Raw genomic sequence first — 16,090 nt, 5'->3', positions numbered from 1 at the left:
GCTGAAATAAAGGAATAAGAATTGATGGATAAACGTATTTTTGTTGAAAAAAAGGCTGATTTTCAGGTCAAATCAGAGAGTTTGGTTAGAGAACTCCAGCATAACTTGGGACTTTCAAGCTTGAAAAGTATTCGTATTGTGCAAGTGTATGATGTCTTTAACTTGGCTAAGGACCTGTTTGCGCCTGCAGAGAAACACATCTTCTCTGAGCAGGTGACAGACCACGTCTTGGACGAAGCGACTGTGCAGGCGGATCTTGCTAACTATGCTTTCTTTGCTATTGAAAGCCTGCCAGGGCAGTTTGACCAGCGTGCGGCTTCTTCACAGGAAGCCTTGCTTTTACTAGGAAGTTCGAGTGATGTAACGGTTAATACAGCCCAACTTTACTTGGTGAATAAAGATATTGATGCGACTGAGTTGGAAGCGGTCAAGAACTACTTGCTCAATCCAGTTGATTCTCGTTTCAAGGACATCACGACAGGGATTGCCAAGCAGGAATTTTCAGAGTCAGACAAGACCATTCCTAAATTGACTTTCTTTGAAAGCTATACAGCAGAAGATTTTGCCCGCTACAAAGCCGAGCAAGGGATGGCAATGGAAGTGGATGATTTGCTCTTTATCCAAGACTACTTTAAGTCAATCGGGCGCGTGCCAACTGAGACTGAACTCAAGGTTTTGGACACTTACTGGTCTGACCACTGCCGTCACACCACTTTCGAGACTGAATTGAAACACATCGACTTTTCAGCTTCTAAATTCCAAAAACAATTGCAGTCAACCTATGAAAAATATATTGCCATGCGTGATGAGTTGGGGCGTTCTGAAAAACCACAAACCTTGATGGATATGGCGACTATTTTCGGTCGTTATGAGCGTGCTAATGGACGTTTGGACGATATGGAAGTGTCTGATGAAATAAACGCCTGCTCAGTAGAAATCGAAGTGGACGTTGATGGTATCAAGGAACCTTGGCTCCTCATGTTTAAAAATGAAACTCACAACCACCCAACTGAGATTGAACCATTTGGTGGGGCTGCTACCTGTATCGGTGGAGCCATTCGTGATCCATTGTCAGGTCGCTCATATGTCTACCAAGCCATGCGTATCTCGGGTGCTGGAGATATTACCACACCGATTTCAGAAACTCGTGCTGGTAAACTGCCACAACAGGTTATTTCTAAAACAGCGGCTCATGGTTATTCTTCATATGGTAACCAGATTGGGCTTGCAACGACCTACGTTCGTGAGTATTTCCACCCAGGCTTTGTGGCTAAACGCATGGAGCTAGGTGCTGTTGTCGGAGCGGCTCCTAAGGGCAATGTGGTCCGTGAAAAACCGGAAGCGGGAGATGTGATTATTCTCCTTGGAGGTAAGACAGGACGTGATGGTGTTGGTGGTGCGACAGGTTCTTCTAAGGTTCAAACAGTTGAATCTGTGGAGACTGCTGGTGCTGAGGTTCAAAAAGGGAATGCTATAGAAGAACGCAAGATTCAACGCCTTTTCCGTAATGGCAATGTCACTCGTCTTATCAAGAAATCTAACGACTTTGGTGCTGGTGGTGTCTGTGTAGCCATCGGTGAATTGGCAGACGGTCTTGAAATTGACCTCAACAAGGTGCCTCTTAAATACCAGGGCTTAAATGGTACCGAAATTGCCATCTCTGAATCACAAGAACGGATGGCTGTTGTGGTGCGTCCTGAGGATGTAGATGCCTTCGTTGCTGAATGTAACAAAGAAAATATTGATGCTGTTGTGGTTGCGACAGTGACTGAAAAACCAAATCTTGTCATGCACTGGAATGGTGAGACAATTGTGGACTTGGAACGTCGCTTCCTTGATACCAATGGTGTACGTGTGGTTGTCGATGCTAAGGTCGTTGACAAGGATGTCAAGCTTCCAGAAGAACGTACTACAAGCGTAGAAACACTGGAAGCAGATACCCTTACGGTTCTATCAGACCTCAACCACGCTAGTCAAAAAGGCTTGCAAACCATCTTTGATTGCTCTGTCGGACGTTCGACTGTCAACCACCCACTTGGTGGTCGCTACCAACTCACACCGACTGAGGCTTCTGTGCAGAAATTGCCTGTACAACACGGTGTGACTCATACTGCCTCAGTCATGGCTCAAGGTTTCAACCCATATGTAGCTGAATGGTCTCCATACCACGGTGCTGCTTATGCGGTTATCGAAGCAACTGCTCGTTTGGTGGCTGCTGGCGCAAACTGGTCTAAGGCTCGTTTCTCTTACCAAGAGTATTTCGAGCGCATGGATAAACAAGCTGAGCGTTTTGGTCAGCCAGTAGCAGCTCTTCTAGGCTCTATCGAAGCACAAATCCAACTTGGTTTGCCATCTATCGGTGGTAAGGACTCCATGTCTGGTACTTTTGAAGAATTGACCGTTCCGCCAACCTTGGTTGCCTTTGGGGTGACGACGGCAGATAGCCGTAATGTGCTTTCTCCTGAGTTCAAGGTTGCTGGTGAAAATATCTACTACATCCCAGGTCAAGCCCTCTCTACAGAGATTGATTTTGACTTGATTAAGTCTAATTTTGCTCAGTTTAAAGACATCCAAGCTGGTCACAAAGTGACATCTGCTTCAGCTGTCAAATATGGTGGTGTGGTTGAAAGTTTGGCTCTTGCTACTTTTGGGAATCATATTGGTGCAGAGGTAACCTTGCCTGAACTTGGAAGTTCTTTGACAGCTCAGCTAGGCGGATTTGTCTTCACATCTCCTGAAGAAATCGCTGGAGTAGAGAAGATTGGTCAAACGAAAGCCAACTTTACACTTCTTGTCAACGGTGTGAAGTTAGATGGACACAAACTTGACAATGCCTTCCAAGGAAAACTGGAAGAAGTTTACCCAACAGAGTTTGCCCAAGCCAAAGAACTGGCTGAAGTACCAGCTGTGGCATCAGATGTTGTGATTAATGCCAAAGAAAAGGTTGAAAAACCTGTGGTTTATATCCCAGTCTTTCCAGGAACCAACTCAGAATATGACTCAGCTAAGGCATTTGAAAAAGAAGGTGCAGAGATCAACTTGGTACCATTTGTGACCTTGAATGAAGAAGCTATTGTCAAGTCAGTTGAAACCATGGTTGACAATATCGGCAAGGCTAACATTCTCTTCTTTGCAGGTGGATTCTCAGCTGCGGACGAACCAGATGGATCAGCCAAGTTTATCGTCAACATTCTGCTCAATGAAAAAGTGCGTGCAGCGATTGATGGCTTTATCGCTCGTGGTGGCTTGATTATCGGTATCTGTAATGGATTCCAGGCTTTGGTCAAATCAGGTCTTCTTCCATACGGAAACTTTGAAGATGCCAGCAGTACGAGCCCAACCCTCTTCTATAATGATGCCAACCAACACGTGGCTAAGATGGTGGAAACCCGGATTGCCAATACCAACTCGCCATGGTTGACTGGGGTGCAAGTGGGCGATATCCACGCTATTCCTGTTTCGCACGGTGAAGGGAAGTTTGTCGTGACGGCTGAGGAATTCGCTGAACTCCGTGACAATGGACAAATCTTCAGCCAATATGTTGACTTTGATGGAAAACCAAGTATGGATTCTAAGTTCAATCCGAATGGTTCTGTCCATGCCATCGAAGGAATTACTAGCAAGAATGGTCAAATCATCGGTAAAATGGGACACTCAGAACGTTATGAAGACGGTCTCTTCCAAAACATCCCAGGAAATAAAGACCAGCACCTCTTTGCATCAGCTGTTAAATATTTTACTGGGAAATAAGACTAGAACTGACTATAACGATTGGTGTGTTTTGAGAAGTAAAATGAAAGTTTGTGAAGTATTTGAATAAATTAATTGATATACCTGATATTGAAAAAAAGATTCAATTGAAAAAATTATTATCTAGAGAGATGAGAGTAATGAAGGAGGACTTAAAGCCAAGAAAGTGTTTACTTTGTGATAAAGATACTACAAGTTTCTGCAATTCTCACACCATTCCACAGTTATCGTTAAAAAAAATTTCTGATTCTGGCATGTTAACACAAGCTGGTTATTTAATAGGGAGCGATCTGTTAGATAATGATAAGGGAGTAAGCAAATCGGGAACGATACAAATTATTTGTCGTAAATGTGATTCATTCTATTTTCAGGAATATGAAAATGAAATGAATCTTACGTCTTATCCTAGCGATAAAATGTTGTCACAAATTGCATTGAAAAATTTCCTTTTAGAATTAGTTAGAAGGAGGGAGGAAAAATATCATTTTGAAAAAATAATGTCTGATAAGACGATTAAGAAAGCTTTATACTTAAGAATACCTGAGATTTCTAATAAAACATTAGAGAATACATCTCAAAAAATAAAAGATCTTCATAATTCTTTTGATTATGATATTGAAGATTTTCAAAATGAAATTTTACTCCATAAAACTGCTATTGAAGACAATCTTAAAGGAGCATATCAAATTATTTTTCATGAGGTGCTCCCCTATAAGACACCGATAGCGTTTCAAGGCTCATTAACGTTGATTAGAGATATGTATGGATATCCAGTGAATGATACGAGTAACCATTCAAAAAATAATCGTATTCAGAAGTTGCATCTAGCTATCTTACCGTTAAAAGAAAAGACGATGGTGCTAGCTTTTTATCATAAAAGGGATAGGAAATATAAATCTCTAAAAAGTCAGTTTAATAGTAGCGATCGATTGAAGAAACTGGATTTTCTTAATTATTTAATATTTGCTTACACTGAAAACTATTACTTTAGCCCGACAATTAAAGAAAAAATTAGAACTAATGAGAAGCTTGTGCTATTGAGTCAAGAACTGTTTGGTAAACCTAATTTGGGTCAGTGTGTAGGAGTTGATAGTTATAAGAGAGTCGAGCCAGATGAAATTCCTAATTTTCTTTTAGAAGAGTGGGCTATAATGTAAAAATAAAAGGTATAAAAAATGACATACGAAGTAAAATCTCTTAATGAAGAATGTGGTGTTTTTGGTATCTGGGGACATCCAGATGCTGCTAAATTGACCTATTTTGGACTCCATAGTCTTCAGCACCGTGGTCAGGAGGGGGCAGGAATCCTCTCCAATGACCAAGGGAAATTGAAGCGCCATCGTGATATGGGGCTTTTATCAGAAGTCTTCAAAAATCCTGCTAATTTGGATAAATTGACAGGAAGTGGAGCAATTGGGCATGTGCGTTATGCGACTGCTGGCGAAGCTTCTGTAGATAATATCCAGCCCTTCCTCTTCCGTTTTCACGATATGCAGTTTGGGTTGGCTCATAATGGGAATCTGACCAATGCAGCTTCTCTCAAGAAAGAACTGGAACAAAGAGGAGCGATTTTCAGCGCGACTTCGGACTCGGAGATCTTAGCTCATCTCATTCGTCGCAGTCACAATCCGAACTTGATGGGCAAAATCAAGGAAGCGCTCAGCCTTGTTAAAGGTGGCTTTGCTTATATCTTGCTGTTTGAAGATAAGTTGATTGCCGCTCTTGACCCAAATGGTTTCCGTCCCCTTTCGATCGGGAAAATGGCTAACGGAGCAGTCGTAGTGTCATCTGAAACCTGTGCTTTTGAAGTCATTGGTGCAGAATGGATTCGCGATTTAAAGCCAGGTGAGATTGTGATCATTGATGACAAGGGAATCCAGTATGATAGCTATACAGATGATACCCAGTTAGCAATCTGTTCTATGGAGTATATCTATTTTGCTCGCCCTGATTCTAACATTCATGGTGTCAATGTCCATACGGCACGTAAACGTATGGGTGCCCAATTGGCGCGTGAATTCAAGCATGAGGCGGATATCGTGGTCGGTGTGCCCAATTCTTCCCTCAGCGCGGCTATGGGATTTGCGGAAGAGTCTGGTTTGCCAAATGAAATGGGCCTCATCAAGAACCAATACACCCAACGTACCTTTATCCAACCGACTCAAGAATTGCGGGAGCAAGGGGTACGGATGAAACTGTCTGCAGTTTCTGGTGTTGTCAAAGGCAAGCGTGTTGTTATGATTGATGATTCTATTGTACGTGGAACAACCTCTCGTCGTATCGTTCAGCTCTTGAAAGAAGCTGGTGCGACTGAGGTTCACGTTGCTATTGGTAGTCCAGCGCTAGCTTATCCATGCTTCTACGGAATTGATATCCAGACCCGTCAGGAGCTGATTGCGGCTAATCATACGGTCGAAGAAACTCGCCAAATCATTGGTGCGGACAGTCTGACTTATCTTTCTGTTGACGGGTTGATTGATTCAATTGGTATTGAAACAGATGCGCCAAATGGTGGTCTATGTGTCGCTTACTTTGACGGTGACTACCCAACACCTCTCTACGACTATGAGGAAGACTATCGTCGAAGTTTGGAAGAAAAGACCAGTTTTTATAAATAGACAATAGATCCTCCATTAAAGAAAAGGAATATAAAAATGACAAATAAAAATGCGTACGCTCAATCTGGTGTAGATGTTGAAGCGGGTTATGAAGTTGTTGAACGGATTAAAAAGCACGTGGCTCGTACGGATCGTGCAGGTGTCATGGGAGCTCTGGGTGGCTTTGGTGGTATGTTTGACCTTTCAAAGACTGGGGTTAAAGAACCCGTCTTGATTTCAGGAACTGATGGTGTCGGAACCAAGCTCATGCTGGCTATCAAGTACGACAAGCACGATACCATCGGTCAGGACTGTGTTGCCATGTGTGTCAATGATATCATCGCTGCAGGTGCGGAGCCCCTCTATTTCCTTGACTATGTAGCGACAGGCAAGAATGAACCAGCTAAGCTAGAGCAAGTCGTTGCTGGTGTGGCAGAAGGTTGTGTGCAGGCTGGAGCTGCCCTCATTGGTGGGGAAACGGCTGAAATGCCGGGCATGTACGGCGAAGATGACTATGACTTGGCTGGCTTTGCGGTCGGTGTGGCTGAAAAATCTCAAATCATTGACGGTTCAAAAGTGGCAGAGGGAGATGTTCTTCTTGGACTTGCTTCAAGTGGGATTCATTCCAATGGTTACTCTCTCGTCCGTCGTGTCTTTGCGGATTACACAGGTGAGGAAGTCCTGCCAGAATTGGAAGGTAAGAAACTTAAGGAAGTTCTTCTTGAGCCAACTCGTATCTATGTCAAGGCTGTTTTACCACTCATCAAGGAAGCGTTGGTCAACGGCATTGCCCACATCACAGGCGGTGGCTTTATTGAGAATGTCCCTCGCATGTTTGCAGCTGACTTGGCTGCTGAGATTGAGGAAGACAAGGTTCCAGTTTTACCAATTTTTAAAGCCCTTGAAAAATACGGTCAGATCAAGCATGAGGAAATGTTTGAAATCTTCAATATGGGTGTGGGACTTATGCTAGCAGTTAGCCCTGAAAATGTAAGTCGTGTCAAGGAATTGTTGGATGAACCAGTCTATGAAATTGGTCGCATCGTCAAGAAAGAAAACGAAAGTGTCATCATCAAATGAAAAAAATAGCGGTTTTTGCCTCTGGTAATGGCTCAAATTTTCAGGTGATAACGGAACAATTTCCGGTAGAGTTTGTCTTTTCAGACCATCGTGACGCCTATGTGCTCGAACGTGCAGACAAGCTCGGCGTTCTATCCTATGCTTTTGAATTCAAGGAGTTTGAGAGCAAGGCAGACTACGAAGCAGCCCTTGTCGAACTCTTGGAAGAACACCAGATTGACTTGGTTTGTCTAGCTGGCTATATGAAAATCGTTGGGCCAACCTTATTGGCAGCCTATGAAGGCCGAATCATCAACATTCATCCAGCCTACCTGCCAGAATTTCCAGGAGCTCATGGGATTGAGGATGCTTGGAATGCTGGCGTTGCTGAGAGCGGCGTGACCATTCACTGGGTAGATTCTGGTGTGGACACTGGTAAGATCATCAAACAAGTCCGTGTGCCACGGTTAGCTGATGATACGATTGAAAGTTTTGAAACTCGGATTCATGAGGCAGAGTACAAGTTGTATCCAGAGGTTATTAGAGAATTGTTGGACAAGTAAATGAAAAAATGGTTGGAAACACTTGCCTTGATTACCTTGGTAATCATTCTACGTTTACTGGTAAATTTTTTCTTCCCAGAGATTCCCTATTGGGGGAGATTTTTACTGACAGTAATTTTGGGAGTCTTGGTAATCGTCTTCCTATACTTTATGAATCGAAAAATTCGTAGGTAGAGAGTTTGAAAATGAAAGGAAAAAACATGACTAAACGCGCCTTAATCAGCGTCTCAGATAAAGCGGGCATTGTTGAATTTGCCCATGAACTCAAAAAAATTGGTTGGGACATCATCTCGACAGGTGGTACCAAGGTTGTCCTTGATACTGCTGGGATAGAAACCATTGCCATTGATGATGTGACTGGTTTTCCAGAGATGATGGACGGTCGTGTCAAGACCCTTCATCCAAATATCCACGGTGGACTCCTTGCTCGTCGCGACTTAGATAGCCATTTAGAAGCGGCTAAGGACAATCAGATTGAGCTTATCGATCTTGTTGTAGTTAACCTTTACCCATTTAAGGAAACCATCCTCAAACCAGATGTGACTTATGCTGATGCTGTGGAGAATATCGATATTGGTGGGCCATCTATGCTTCGTTCAGCAGCGAAGAATCATACCAGCGTAACAGTTGTTGTAGATCCGGAGGATTATGCTGTGATTCTTGACGAATTGTCAGCAAACGGTGAAACAACTTACGAAACTCGACAACGTTTGGCAGCCAAGGTTTTCCGTCACACAGCGGCTTATGACGCCTTGATTGCAGAGTATTTCACAGCTCAAGTCGGAGAAAGCAAACCTGAAAAGCTCACTTTGACCTATGACCTCAAACAAGCTATGCGTTACGGTGAGAACCCTCAACAGGATGCAGATTTCTACCAAAAAGCCTTGCCGACTGACTACTCGATTGCATCTGCTAAACAGCTCAACGGGAAAGAATTATCATTCAATAATATCCGTGATGCTGACGCTGCCATTCGTATTATCCGTGACTTCAAAGACCGTCCAACCGTTGTGGCTCTCAAACACATGAACCCATGTGGAATCGGTCAGGCTGATGACATCGAGACTGCTTGGGACTACGCTTATGAGTCTGATCCAGTGTCTATTTTTGGTGGGATTGTCGTTCTCAACCGTGAGGTGGATGCTGCGACAGCTGAGAAGATGCATGGTGTATTCCTTGAAATCATCATCGCACCAAGCTATACGGATGAGGCGCTAGCTATTTTGACCAATAAAAAGAAAAACTTGCGTATCCTTGCCTTGCCATTTGATGCTCAAGAGGCTAGCGAAGTGGAAGCAGAATACACAGGTGTAGTTGGTGGACTTCTGGTGCAAAACCAAGATGTGGTCAAGGAAAGCCCAGCCGATTGGCGAGTGGTGACCAAACGCCAACCAACTGAGACAGAAGCGACAGCTCTTGAGTTTGCTTGGAAAGCTATTAAATACGTCAAATCAAACGGAATTATCGTGACCAACGACCACATGACACTTGGAGTTGGCCCAGGTCAAACCAACCGTGTGGCTTCAGTCCGTATTGCCATTGACCAAGCTAAAGACCGTCTTGATGGCGCTGTGCTTGCTTCTGATGCATTCTTCCCATTTGCGGATAATGTGGAAGAAATCGCCAAAGCAGGTATCAAGGCTATCATCCAGCCAGGTGGGTCCGTCCGTGACCAAGAATCTATCGAAGCTGCGGATAAATACGGCTTGACCATGGTCTTCACAGGAGTGAGACATTTTAGACATTAAGAAGGTTAAAGGGAAGAAAAAAGTTTCTTTCCTTTTTTTTGAAATTAAGTAATAGATTAATAAAAAATTATGAGAAACGAAACTTGTTGGTAAGTTAGAAAAACATCATAATTTTAGAATAAAGGTGATAAATAAAGTTATGATAAATCGTGTTAGAAGTAGATATTTTTGATATAATGAATGTTAGAAGGGCGAAATTAAGGAGGGGATTAATTTGGAAATTAAAAAAAATTATTTAATAAATAGATTTTTTTCCAGAAATACTATAAAAAACCTCGTACAAAATAAAAAAGATCCAATTTTTGAGTGTGTATCGCAACATCATAAATTAGGTAATAATTTGTCTATAATTCAAAATACTTATATGAAACTCTCTCAATCGTATAGAAATGAATATTTTTATAAAAATACGTTGTTAAATAAATTATTATTAGGGGTACATAGTATAAATACTACTACTGCTTTGACTGAAATACCTGTTGGAAATGCAAAACCAGATTTTATTTTAATAAATGGAAAAGCTGTGGTATATGAAATCAAAACTGAATTTGATAATTTTGACAGATTAGAAAATCAAATCACAGAATACTATAGAGCATTTAATCATGTTGCAATTGTTACTCATGAAAAAAATGTAAATTTAGCTTTGGAGAAGATTAAGTTGTTAAAAAAACCTGTAGGTCTTTATGTGCTCCAAAGAAACAGCAAAATTAAAACAATAATTAAACCAGAGAAGTACAATACTGATTTAGATAGGGAAATAATTTTTAAAATACTTCGTAAGGGGGAATATGAAAACATTATTGAGAAACATTTTAATTCGTTACCAGATGTGTCTCAATTTGAGTATTATGACGTTTGTAAATTATTAACCAAAAAGATTCCATTGGAACAGTTTTATTCGGATTTTCTTATGGAATTGAAGAAGAGGAGTTCAATAGATAAAGATTTATTTGCAGATGTTCCTTATGAGCTTAAATTTTTGGTGTATTTCATGAATTTTAAACCTAAGGATTTTAAGGCATTAAAGCAGTTTTTAAATGAATAAAGGAGTATTTATATGTATTTTCCGTATTTGAGAGGAAGACAGTATGAGTTGATTGCTCTTAGAGAATTGTTAGAAAATAATAAATTAGGTAGCGCTGTAATTCCAATTATTGAACCGGTAAGATTATCTCCTACACTGGTAAGTACTTTGGAGGGTTTTAAAGATAAGAGGCAGAAATGTTCTATTGTAATGAATCCAGGTGTAGGATCTTTTTTGGAGGAATATAGCGATTTTTCTAAAAGTAATCTTGCTACTCGATTGGATAGTTTGATTGATGAAAGTGAGAATTTTTATTATGTTTCGTTGATGAGTAAGGATTATAGTTTAGAAGAAAATTTTAAGTCTATTGCAGATATTGGCAAACAAATAACAGTATGTAAGAAGCCCGATGATTTACAAGGATATAATAAAAATTATAGGAAACAAGAGACGGCGTATAATTTTATTTCAGAAATAGGAAGACTAAAAAGAGAAGTTCAGGGAAATAAAGTCAAGATTAGTGACAATTTTGTTAAATTAGCAAGAAATACAGATTATTCAGACAAAGATGATGAATTCTTCTCAGATGATCATAAATATTTTATAGAAGATGAATATAAGGGATTTTCTGACTATTCCATTGTAGGAGAGGAGTATAGTGAATCAGGTTTTGCTCCTTATGCTGTTGCTATCCACATCGTTTATTTTGATTCTGATGAAAATCTAAGAATTCACCATTTTGTATCAGAAACAAACCAAGATCCAACAAACCCAGCTGGTAAGTTTAAGGAAGCACTTGAAAAATTAATTACATTTGTCAACGAGGGCCTAGTGGAAAGAACACTGGCGATAAATGAATTTGAAAAATTGTATAAAACGGGTTCTTATCCAGGTCTTGGCACAGTAAAGAAATTGTCCATTATGCATCATATTGAATTGGTTAGTAAGTATCTTGACCGAATCAGTGGAGACAGTGAATGAAAATTTGTAAAGATTGTTTTGCAGATGAGATTCTAAAAAACGAAGTTAATATAGCTGAAAGGCAAGCTAGCTGTGACATTTGTTCAAATAATAATGTTTGTGTTTATGATACACAGTGTGACGACTATTTAATTCCATTTTTGAGCTCTCTCGTTTCTATTTTTTCTCCAGTAGATAAAATAGAAAATTTCCCAGTTGGGCAAGAAACGCTTCTAAAAACAGAAATGGCTACAAATTGGAATATATTTACTACTAAAGAGGAGTTCAAGATTCACCAAATGCTTTCTGAGATTTGTAAAAATCTATTCGAAGAAAGTCCTGAATTGTTAACGCACCCTGTTGGAGTAAAGCAGATGTATGACCCAATTTATTTAAAAGATCATTCATTGTTCAGTAAGAGTTGGGAAGACTTTGTTGACGACATTAAATATAACAATCGTTTTCATTCAAATCAAATTAATAAATGCATTCTAAGAAAGTATTGTGAAGCTATTCAAAAGACTTATTCAGAAGGAGAACAGTTCTATAGGTGCAGGATTTCAAAAGACGGGAAACCATTTGAACCAGAAGGGATAGGGGCACCTCCTAAAGGTAAATCGGCCGATGGAAGAGCTAATCCAAAAGGGGTTGTAATGCTTTATTTAGGTGATTCAGAGACGACAACAATACATGAAACAAGAACAGGTTTATATGATCATGTATGTATTGGCACTTTTAAGTTGAAGTCTGCAATAACAGTCATTGATTTTAAAAAAATAATTGAAATTAGCCCTTTTCAAGATGGTATTATTGATGATCTTGCTGAATTAGCGATTAATAAAAAAATCTAAAAAAGATTGATTCTGAGATGGGGCGAGTAATGAGAAATTCTGATGATATTCTAGATTATATCCCTACTCAATATATAGCTGATTTTGTGAAATCTCTAACCAAACCAATTTCTGGAGAATTAATTTATCAAGGAATTGAATTCCGCAGCGTTATGAATCCCGAAGGATTCAATTTGGCTATATTTACGCCGGATTGTTTTGAGGTAATCGACATAAGGATGAAACGAATAAATCATATTTCTTATAGCTGGTAAGCTTAATACCTAATGAAGCTTTTCTACATACTTTTAGAGATATTCCGCACTCAATGCCGCCTTGTTTTATAATGAGGCGGTATTGAATGTTTAAAGGCTAAAAATGAAATAGGTTCAGTAAGTTTACTCGATGTTGTATTTTTTACTCGCAAATATAATTAGATTAAAACGAACGTTTGTGATATAATGTTATTAAATAATTCGCAAAAGAGGTTGAGAAATGAAACTGCTTATTGTCGGTTCGGGTGGTCGTGAACATGCGATTGCTAAGAAGTTGCTTGAGTCAAAAGAGGTAGAAAAGGTTTTTGTTGCTCCTGGGAATGATGGGATGACTCTGGATGGTTTGGAATTGGTAAATATCTCTATTTCCGAACATTCTAAATTGATTGACTTCGCAAAGGCTAACGATATTGCTTGGACCTTTATCGGGCCAGATGATGCCCTTGCGGCTGGTATCGTGGATGATTTCCATGCAGCTGGTCTCAAAGCCTTTGGTCCGACAAGATTGGCAGCTGAGCTGGAGTGGTCCAAGGATTTTGCTAAGGAAATCATGGTCAAATACGGTGTTCCGACAGCAGCCTATGGGACTTTTTCAGATTTCGAGGAAGCTAAGGCCTATATCGAAAAGCAGGGTGCGCCTATCGTAGTCAAGGCGGATGGATTGGCGCTTGGGAAGGGTGTCGTCGTTGCTGAGACAGTCGAGCAAGCAGTCGAAGCAGCTCACGAGATGCTTTTGGACAATAAATTTGGTGACTCAGGTGCGCGTGTGGTTATTGAGGAATTCCTTGAAGGAGAGGAATTTTCACTCTTTGCCTTTGTCAATGGTGATAAGTTCTACATCATGCCAACAGCTCAGGACCACAAACGTGCCTACGATGGCGACAAAGGGCCTAACACGGGTGGTATGGGCGCCTATGCGCCAGTTCCACACTTGCCACAGAGCGTGGTTGACACAGCAGTGGAGACTATTGTCAAGCCAGTCCTAGAGGGCATGATCCAAGAAGGGCGTCCATATCTGGGAGTTCTTTACGCAGGGCTTATCTTGACAGCTGATGGACCTAAGGTTATCGAGTTTAACGCTCGTTTCGGAGATCCAGAAACGCAAATTATCTTGCCTCGTCTGACATCTGACTTTGCACAAAATATTACGGATATTCTGGATGGCAAGGAGCCAACCATCACCTGGACAGACAAGGGTGTGACTCTGGGTGTGGTTGTCGCATCCAAGGGCTACCCGCTAGATTATGCAAAGGGTGTCGAGTTGCCAGCTAAAACCGATGGCGACACCATCACCTACTATGCAGGGGCTAAGTTTGCGGAAAATAGCAGAGCACTGCTATCAAACGGTGGACGTGTCTATATGCTCGTCACTACAGCAGCCACCGTCAAAGAAGCCCAAAACACCATCTACGGGGAACTCAACAAACAAAACACAGAAGGCCTCTTTTACCGAACAGATATTGGAAGCAAGGCTATTCGATAAAGATATAAGAAAAAGCGACGAAGTCGCCAAGTACGATAATGGTCGCCGTGGTGAAAAGACCAGAACAGTGAATGTTCTGGTCGGGGGAAACTTTGAGACCTTAGGCTCCAAGTTTAGGAATGAAACCGAAGGTTTGCTTCCGTCCCCACCACCTAAGACCATTATCAAAAAAGAAGAAAAGGAAAAATTATGACCAAACCAATTATTTCCATCATCATGGGCTCAAAATCCGACTGGGCAACCATGCAAAAAACCGCCGAAGTCCTAGACCGCTTCAGCGTTGCTTACGAAAAGAAGGTTGTATCTGCCCACCGCACACCAGACCTCATGTTCAAGCATGCAGAAGAAGCCCGTAGCCGTGGTATTAAGATCATCATCGCAGGTGCTGGAGGCGCAGCCCACTTGCCAGGAATGGTAGCTGCTAAAACAACCCTTCCAGTCATTGGTGTGCCAGTCAAATCTCGTGCTCTTAGTGGAGTGGATTCACTCTATTCCATCGTTCAGATGCCAGGTGGAGTACCAGTCGCAACCATGGCTATCGGTGAAGCAGGTGCGACCAACGCTGCCCTCTTCGCTCTCCGTCTCCTCTCAGTAGAGGATCAGTCTATCGCGACAGCATTGGCAGATTTTGCAGAAGAGCAAGGAAAAATCGCAGAGGAGTCTACAAATGAGCTCATCTAAAACAATAGGAATTATAGGTGGCGGTCAGCTGGGTCAGATGATGGCGATCTCAGCTATCTACATGGGTCATAAGGTTATCGCGTTGGATCCTGCGGCTGATTGCCCAGCCTCTCGCGTAGCGGAAATCATTGTGGCGCCTTATAATGACGTGGATGCTCTGCGTCAGTTGGCTGAGCGTTGCGATGTCCTCACCTATGAGTTTGAAAATGTCGATGCTGACGGTTTGGATGCGGTTATCAAAGAAGGTCAGCTTCCTCAAGGGACAGACCTGCTCCGCATTTCCCAAAATCGCATTTTTGAAAAGGACTTTCTCGCAAACAAGGCTCAAGTCACTGTGGCACCTTACAAGGTTGTGACTTCAAGCCAAGATTTGGCCGAGGTTGACCTGTCCAAGAACTATGTCCTTAAGACTGCGACTGGTGGCTATGACGGACATGGTCAAAAGGTCATTCGTTCAGCAGAAGATTTGGAAGAGGCCTATGAACTAGCAGATTCAGCTGACTGTGTCTTGGAAGAATTTGTCAATTTTGACCTTGAAATTTCTGTCATCGTGTCTGGTAATGGCAAGGACGTGACGGCTTTCCCAGTTCAGGAAAATATTCACCGAAACAACATCCTTTCAAAAACCATTGTACCTGCTCGCATTCCAGCAAGCCTAGCAGAAAAAGCTAAAGCTATGGCAGTGCGAATTGCAGAACAGCTCAAGCTATCTGGAACTCTCTGTGTGGAAATGTTTGCGACTGCTGATGACATCATTGTCAATGAAATTGCGCCACGTCCACACAATTCTGGCCACTATTCTATTGAAGCCTGCGACTTCTCTCAGTTTGATACCCATATTTTAGGTGTTCTGGGAGCACCATTGCCAGCTATCCAACTACATGCCCCAGCTGTCATGCTTAATGTCCTCGGCCAGCATGTCGAGGCTGCTGAAAAATATGTCACAGAAAATCCAAGCGCCCACCTCCACATGTATGGTAAAATAGAAGCGAAGCACAACCGCAAAATGGGGCATGTGACTTTGTTTAGTGATGTGCCGGATAAGGTTGAGGAGTTTGGGGAGTAAGACAGGCCCCCAGTTATAAGGTCCGTTGTCTTACCCCTGTAAGGTTGACTA

Annotated in this window: 14 protein-coding genes; all 14 read left to right on the top strand. The window is 41.6% G+C overall.

The window, feature by feature from the left end:
- Nucleotides 1-24 precede the first annotated feature (24 nt).
- The 14 genes from D8849_RS08520 (at nt 25) to purK (ending at nt 16,039) form a co-directional block, all read left to right on the top strand.
- Nucleotides 25-3,750, top strand: coding sequence for a phosphoribosylformylglycinamidine synthase (locus tag D8849_RS08520; RefSeq protein WP_070482045.1), 3,726 nt, complete (start codon nt 25-27; stop codon nt 3,748-3,750).
- 53 nt (nt 3,751-3,803) lie between these two features.
- Nucleotides 3,804-4,907, top strand: a complete 1,104-nt coding sequence (locus D8849_RS08515) for a hypothetical protein (RefSeq protein WP_049552332.1) — start codon at nt 3,804-3,806, stop codon at nt 4,905-4,907.
- An 18-nt stretch (nt 4,908-4,925) separates the two neighbouring features.
- Nucleotides 4,926-6,368 carry an amidophosphoribosyltransferase gene (gene purF / locus D8849_RS08510; RefSeq protein ID WP_125386776.1) on the top strand — a complete coding sequence of 481 codons (1,443 nt, stop codon included), beginning with the start codon at nt 4,926-4,928 and terminating at the stop codon, nt 6,366-6,368.
- Between the two features lie 36 nt (nt 6,369-6,404).
- Nucleotides 6,405-7,427: a phosphoribosylformylglycinamidine cyclo-ligase gene (gene purM, locus D8849_RS08505; protein WP_125386775.1), complete on the top strand. Its 1,023-nt coding sequence runs from the start codon at nt 6,405-6,407 to the stop codon at nt 7,425-7,427.
- On the top strand, nt 7,424-7,969 hold the full coding sequence (gene purN / locus D8849_RS08500) for a phosphoribosylglycinamide formyltransferase (protein WP_125386774.1): 546 nt from the start codon (nt 7,424-7,426) through the stop codon (nt 7,967-7,969). The genes purM and purN overlap by 4 nt, the downstream gene beginning before the upstream one ends.
- Nucleotides 7,970-8,143 carry a hypothetical protein gene (locus tag D8849_RS10490; RefSeq protein ID WP_185756235.1) on the top strand — a complete coding sequence of 58 codons (174 nt, stop codon included), beginning with the start codon at nt 7,970-7,972 and terminating at the stop codon, nt 8,141-8,143.
- Nucleotides 8,144-8,169: 26 nt separating this feature from the next.
- Complete coding sequence (purH, locus tag D8849_RS08495; RefSeq protein ID WP_125386773.1) at nt 8,170-9,717, top strand: bifunctional phosphoribosylaminoimidazolecarboxamide formyltransferase/IMP cyclohydrolase; 1,548 nt, start codon at nt 8,170-8,172, stop codon at nt 9,715-9,717.
- A gap of 214 nt (nt 9,718-9,931) precedes the next feature.
- Complete coding sequence (locus D8849_RS08490) at nt 9,932-10,765, top strand: sce7726 family protein (protein ID WP_125386772.1); 834 nt, start codon at nt 9,932-9,934, stop codon at nt 10,763-10,765.
- 12 nt (nt 10,766-10,777) lie between these two features.
- Nucleotides 10,778-11,725, top strand: a complete 948-nt coding sequence (locus D8849_RS08485; RefSeq protein WP_125386771.1) for a sce7725 family protein — start codon at nt 10,778-10,780, stop codon at nt 11,723-11,725.
- Nucleotides 11,722-12,555: an RES domain-containing protein gene (locus tag D8849_RS08480; RefSeq protein WP_260467584.1), complete on the top strand. Its 834-nt coding sequence runs from the start codon at nt 11,722-11,724 to the stop codon at nt 12,553-12,555. Before D8849_RS08485 ends, D8849_RS08480 begins: the two co-directional genes overlap by 4 nt.
- Nucleotides 12,556-12,572: 17 nt before the next feature.
- Complete coding sequence (locus D8849_RS10695; RefSeq protein WP_312023089.1) at nt 12,573-12,809, top strand: RES family NAD+ phosphorylase; 237 nt, start codon at nt 12,573-12,575, stop codon at nt 12,807-12,809.
- A 220-nt stretch (nt 12,810-13,029) separates the two neighbouring features.
- On the top strand, nt 13,030-14,292 hold the full coding sequence (purD, locus tag D8849_RS08475) for a phosphoribosylamine--glycine ligase (protein ID WP_125386770.1): 1,263 nt from the start codon (nt 13,030-13,032) through the stop codon (nt 14,290-14,292).
- Between the two features lie 189 nt (nt 14,293-14,481).
- Nucleotides 14,482-14,973, top strand: coding sequence for a 5-(carboxyamino)imidazole ribonucleotide mutase (purE, locus tag D8849_RS08465; protein WP_125386768.1), 492 nt, complete (start codon nt 14,482-14,484; stop codon nt 14,971-14,973).
- The gene (gene purK / locus D8849_RS08460; protein WP_260467582.1) at nt 14,960-16,039 is read left to right on the top strand and encodes a 5-(carboxyamino)imidazole ribonucleotide synthase; all 1,080 of its coding nucleotides are present in this window, start codon (nt 14,960-14,962) and stop codon (nt 16,037-16,039) included. The genes purE and purK overlap by 14 nt, the downstream gene beginning before the upstream one ends.
- The last annotated feature ends 51 nt before the right edge of the window (nt 16,040-16,090 follow it).

The sequence above is a fragment of the Streptococcus mitis genome (genome assembly GCF_003942765.1).
GTDB classification, from domain to species: Bacteria; Bacillota; Bacilli; order Lactobacillales; family Streptococcaceae; genus Streptococcus; species Streptococcus mitis_BE.
The sequence above is the reverse complement of the archived record's forward strand: the minus strand, read 5'-3'. Positions and strand labels throughout refer to the sequence as shown.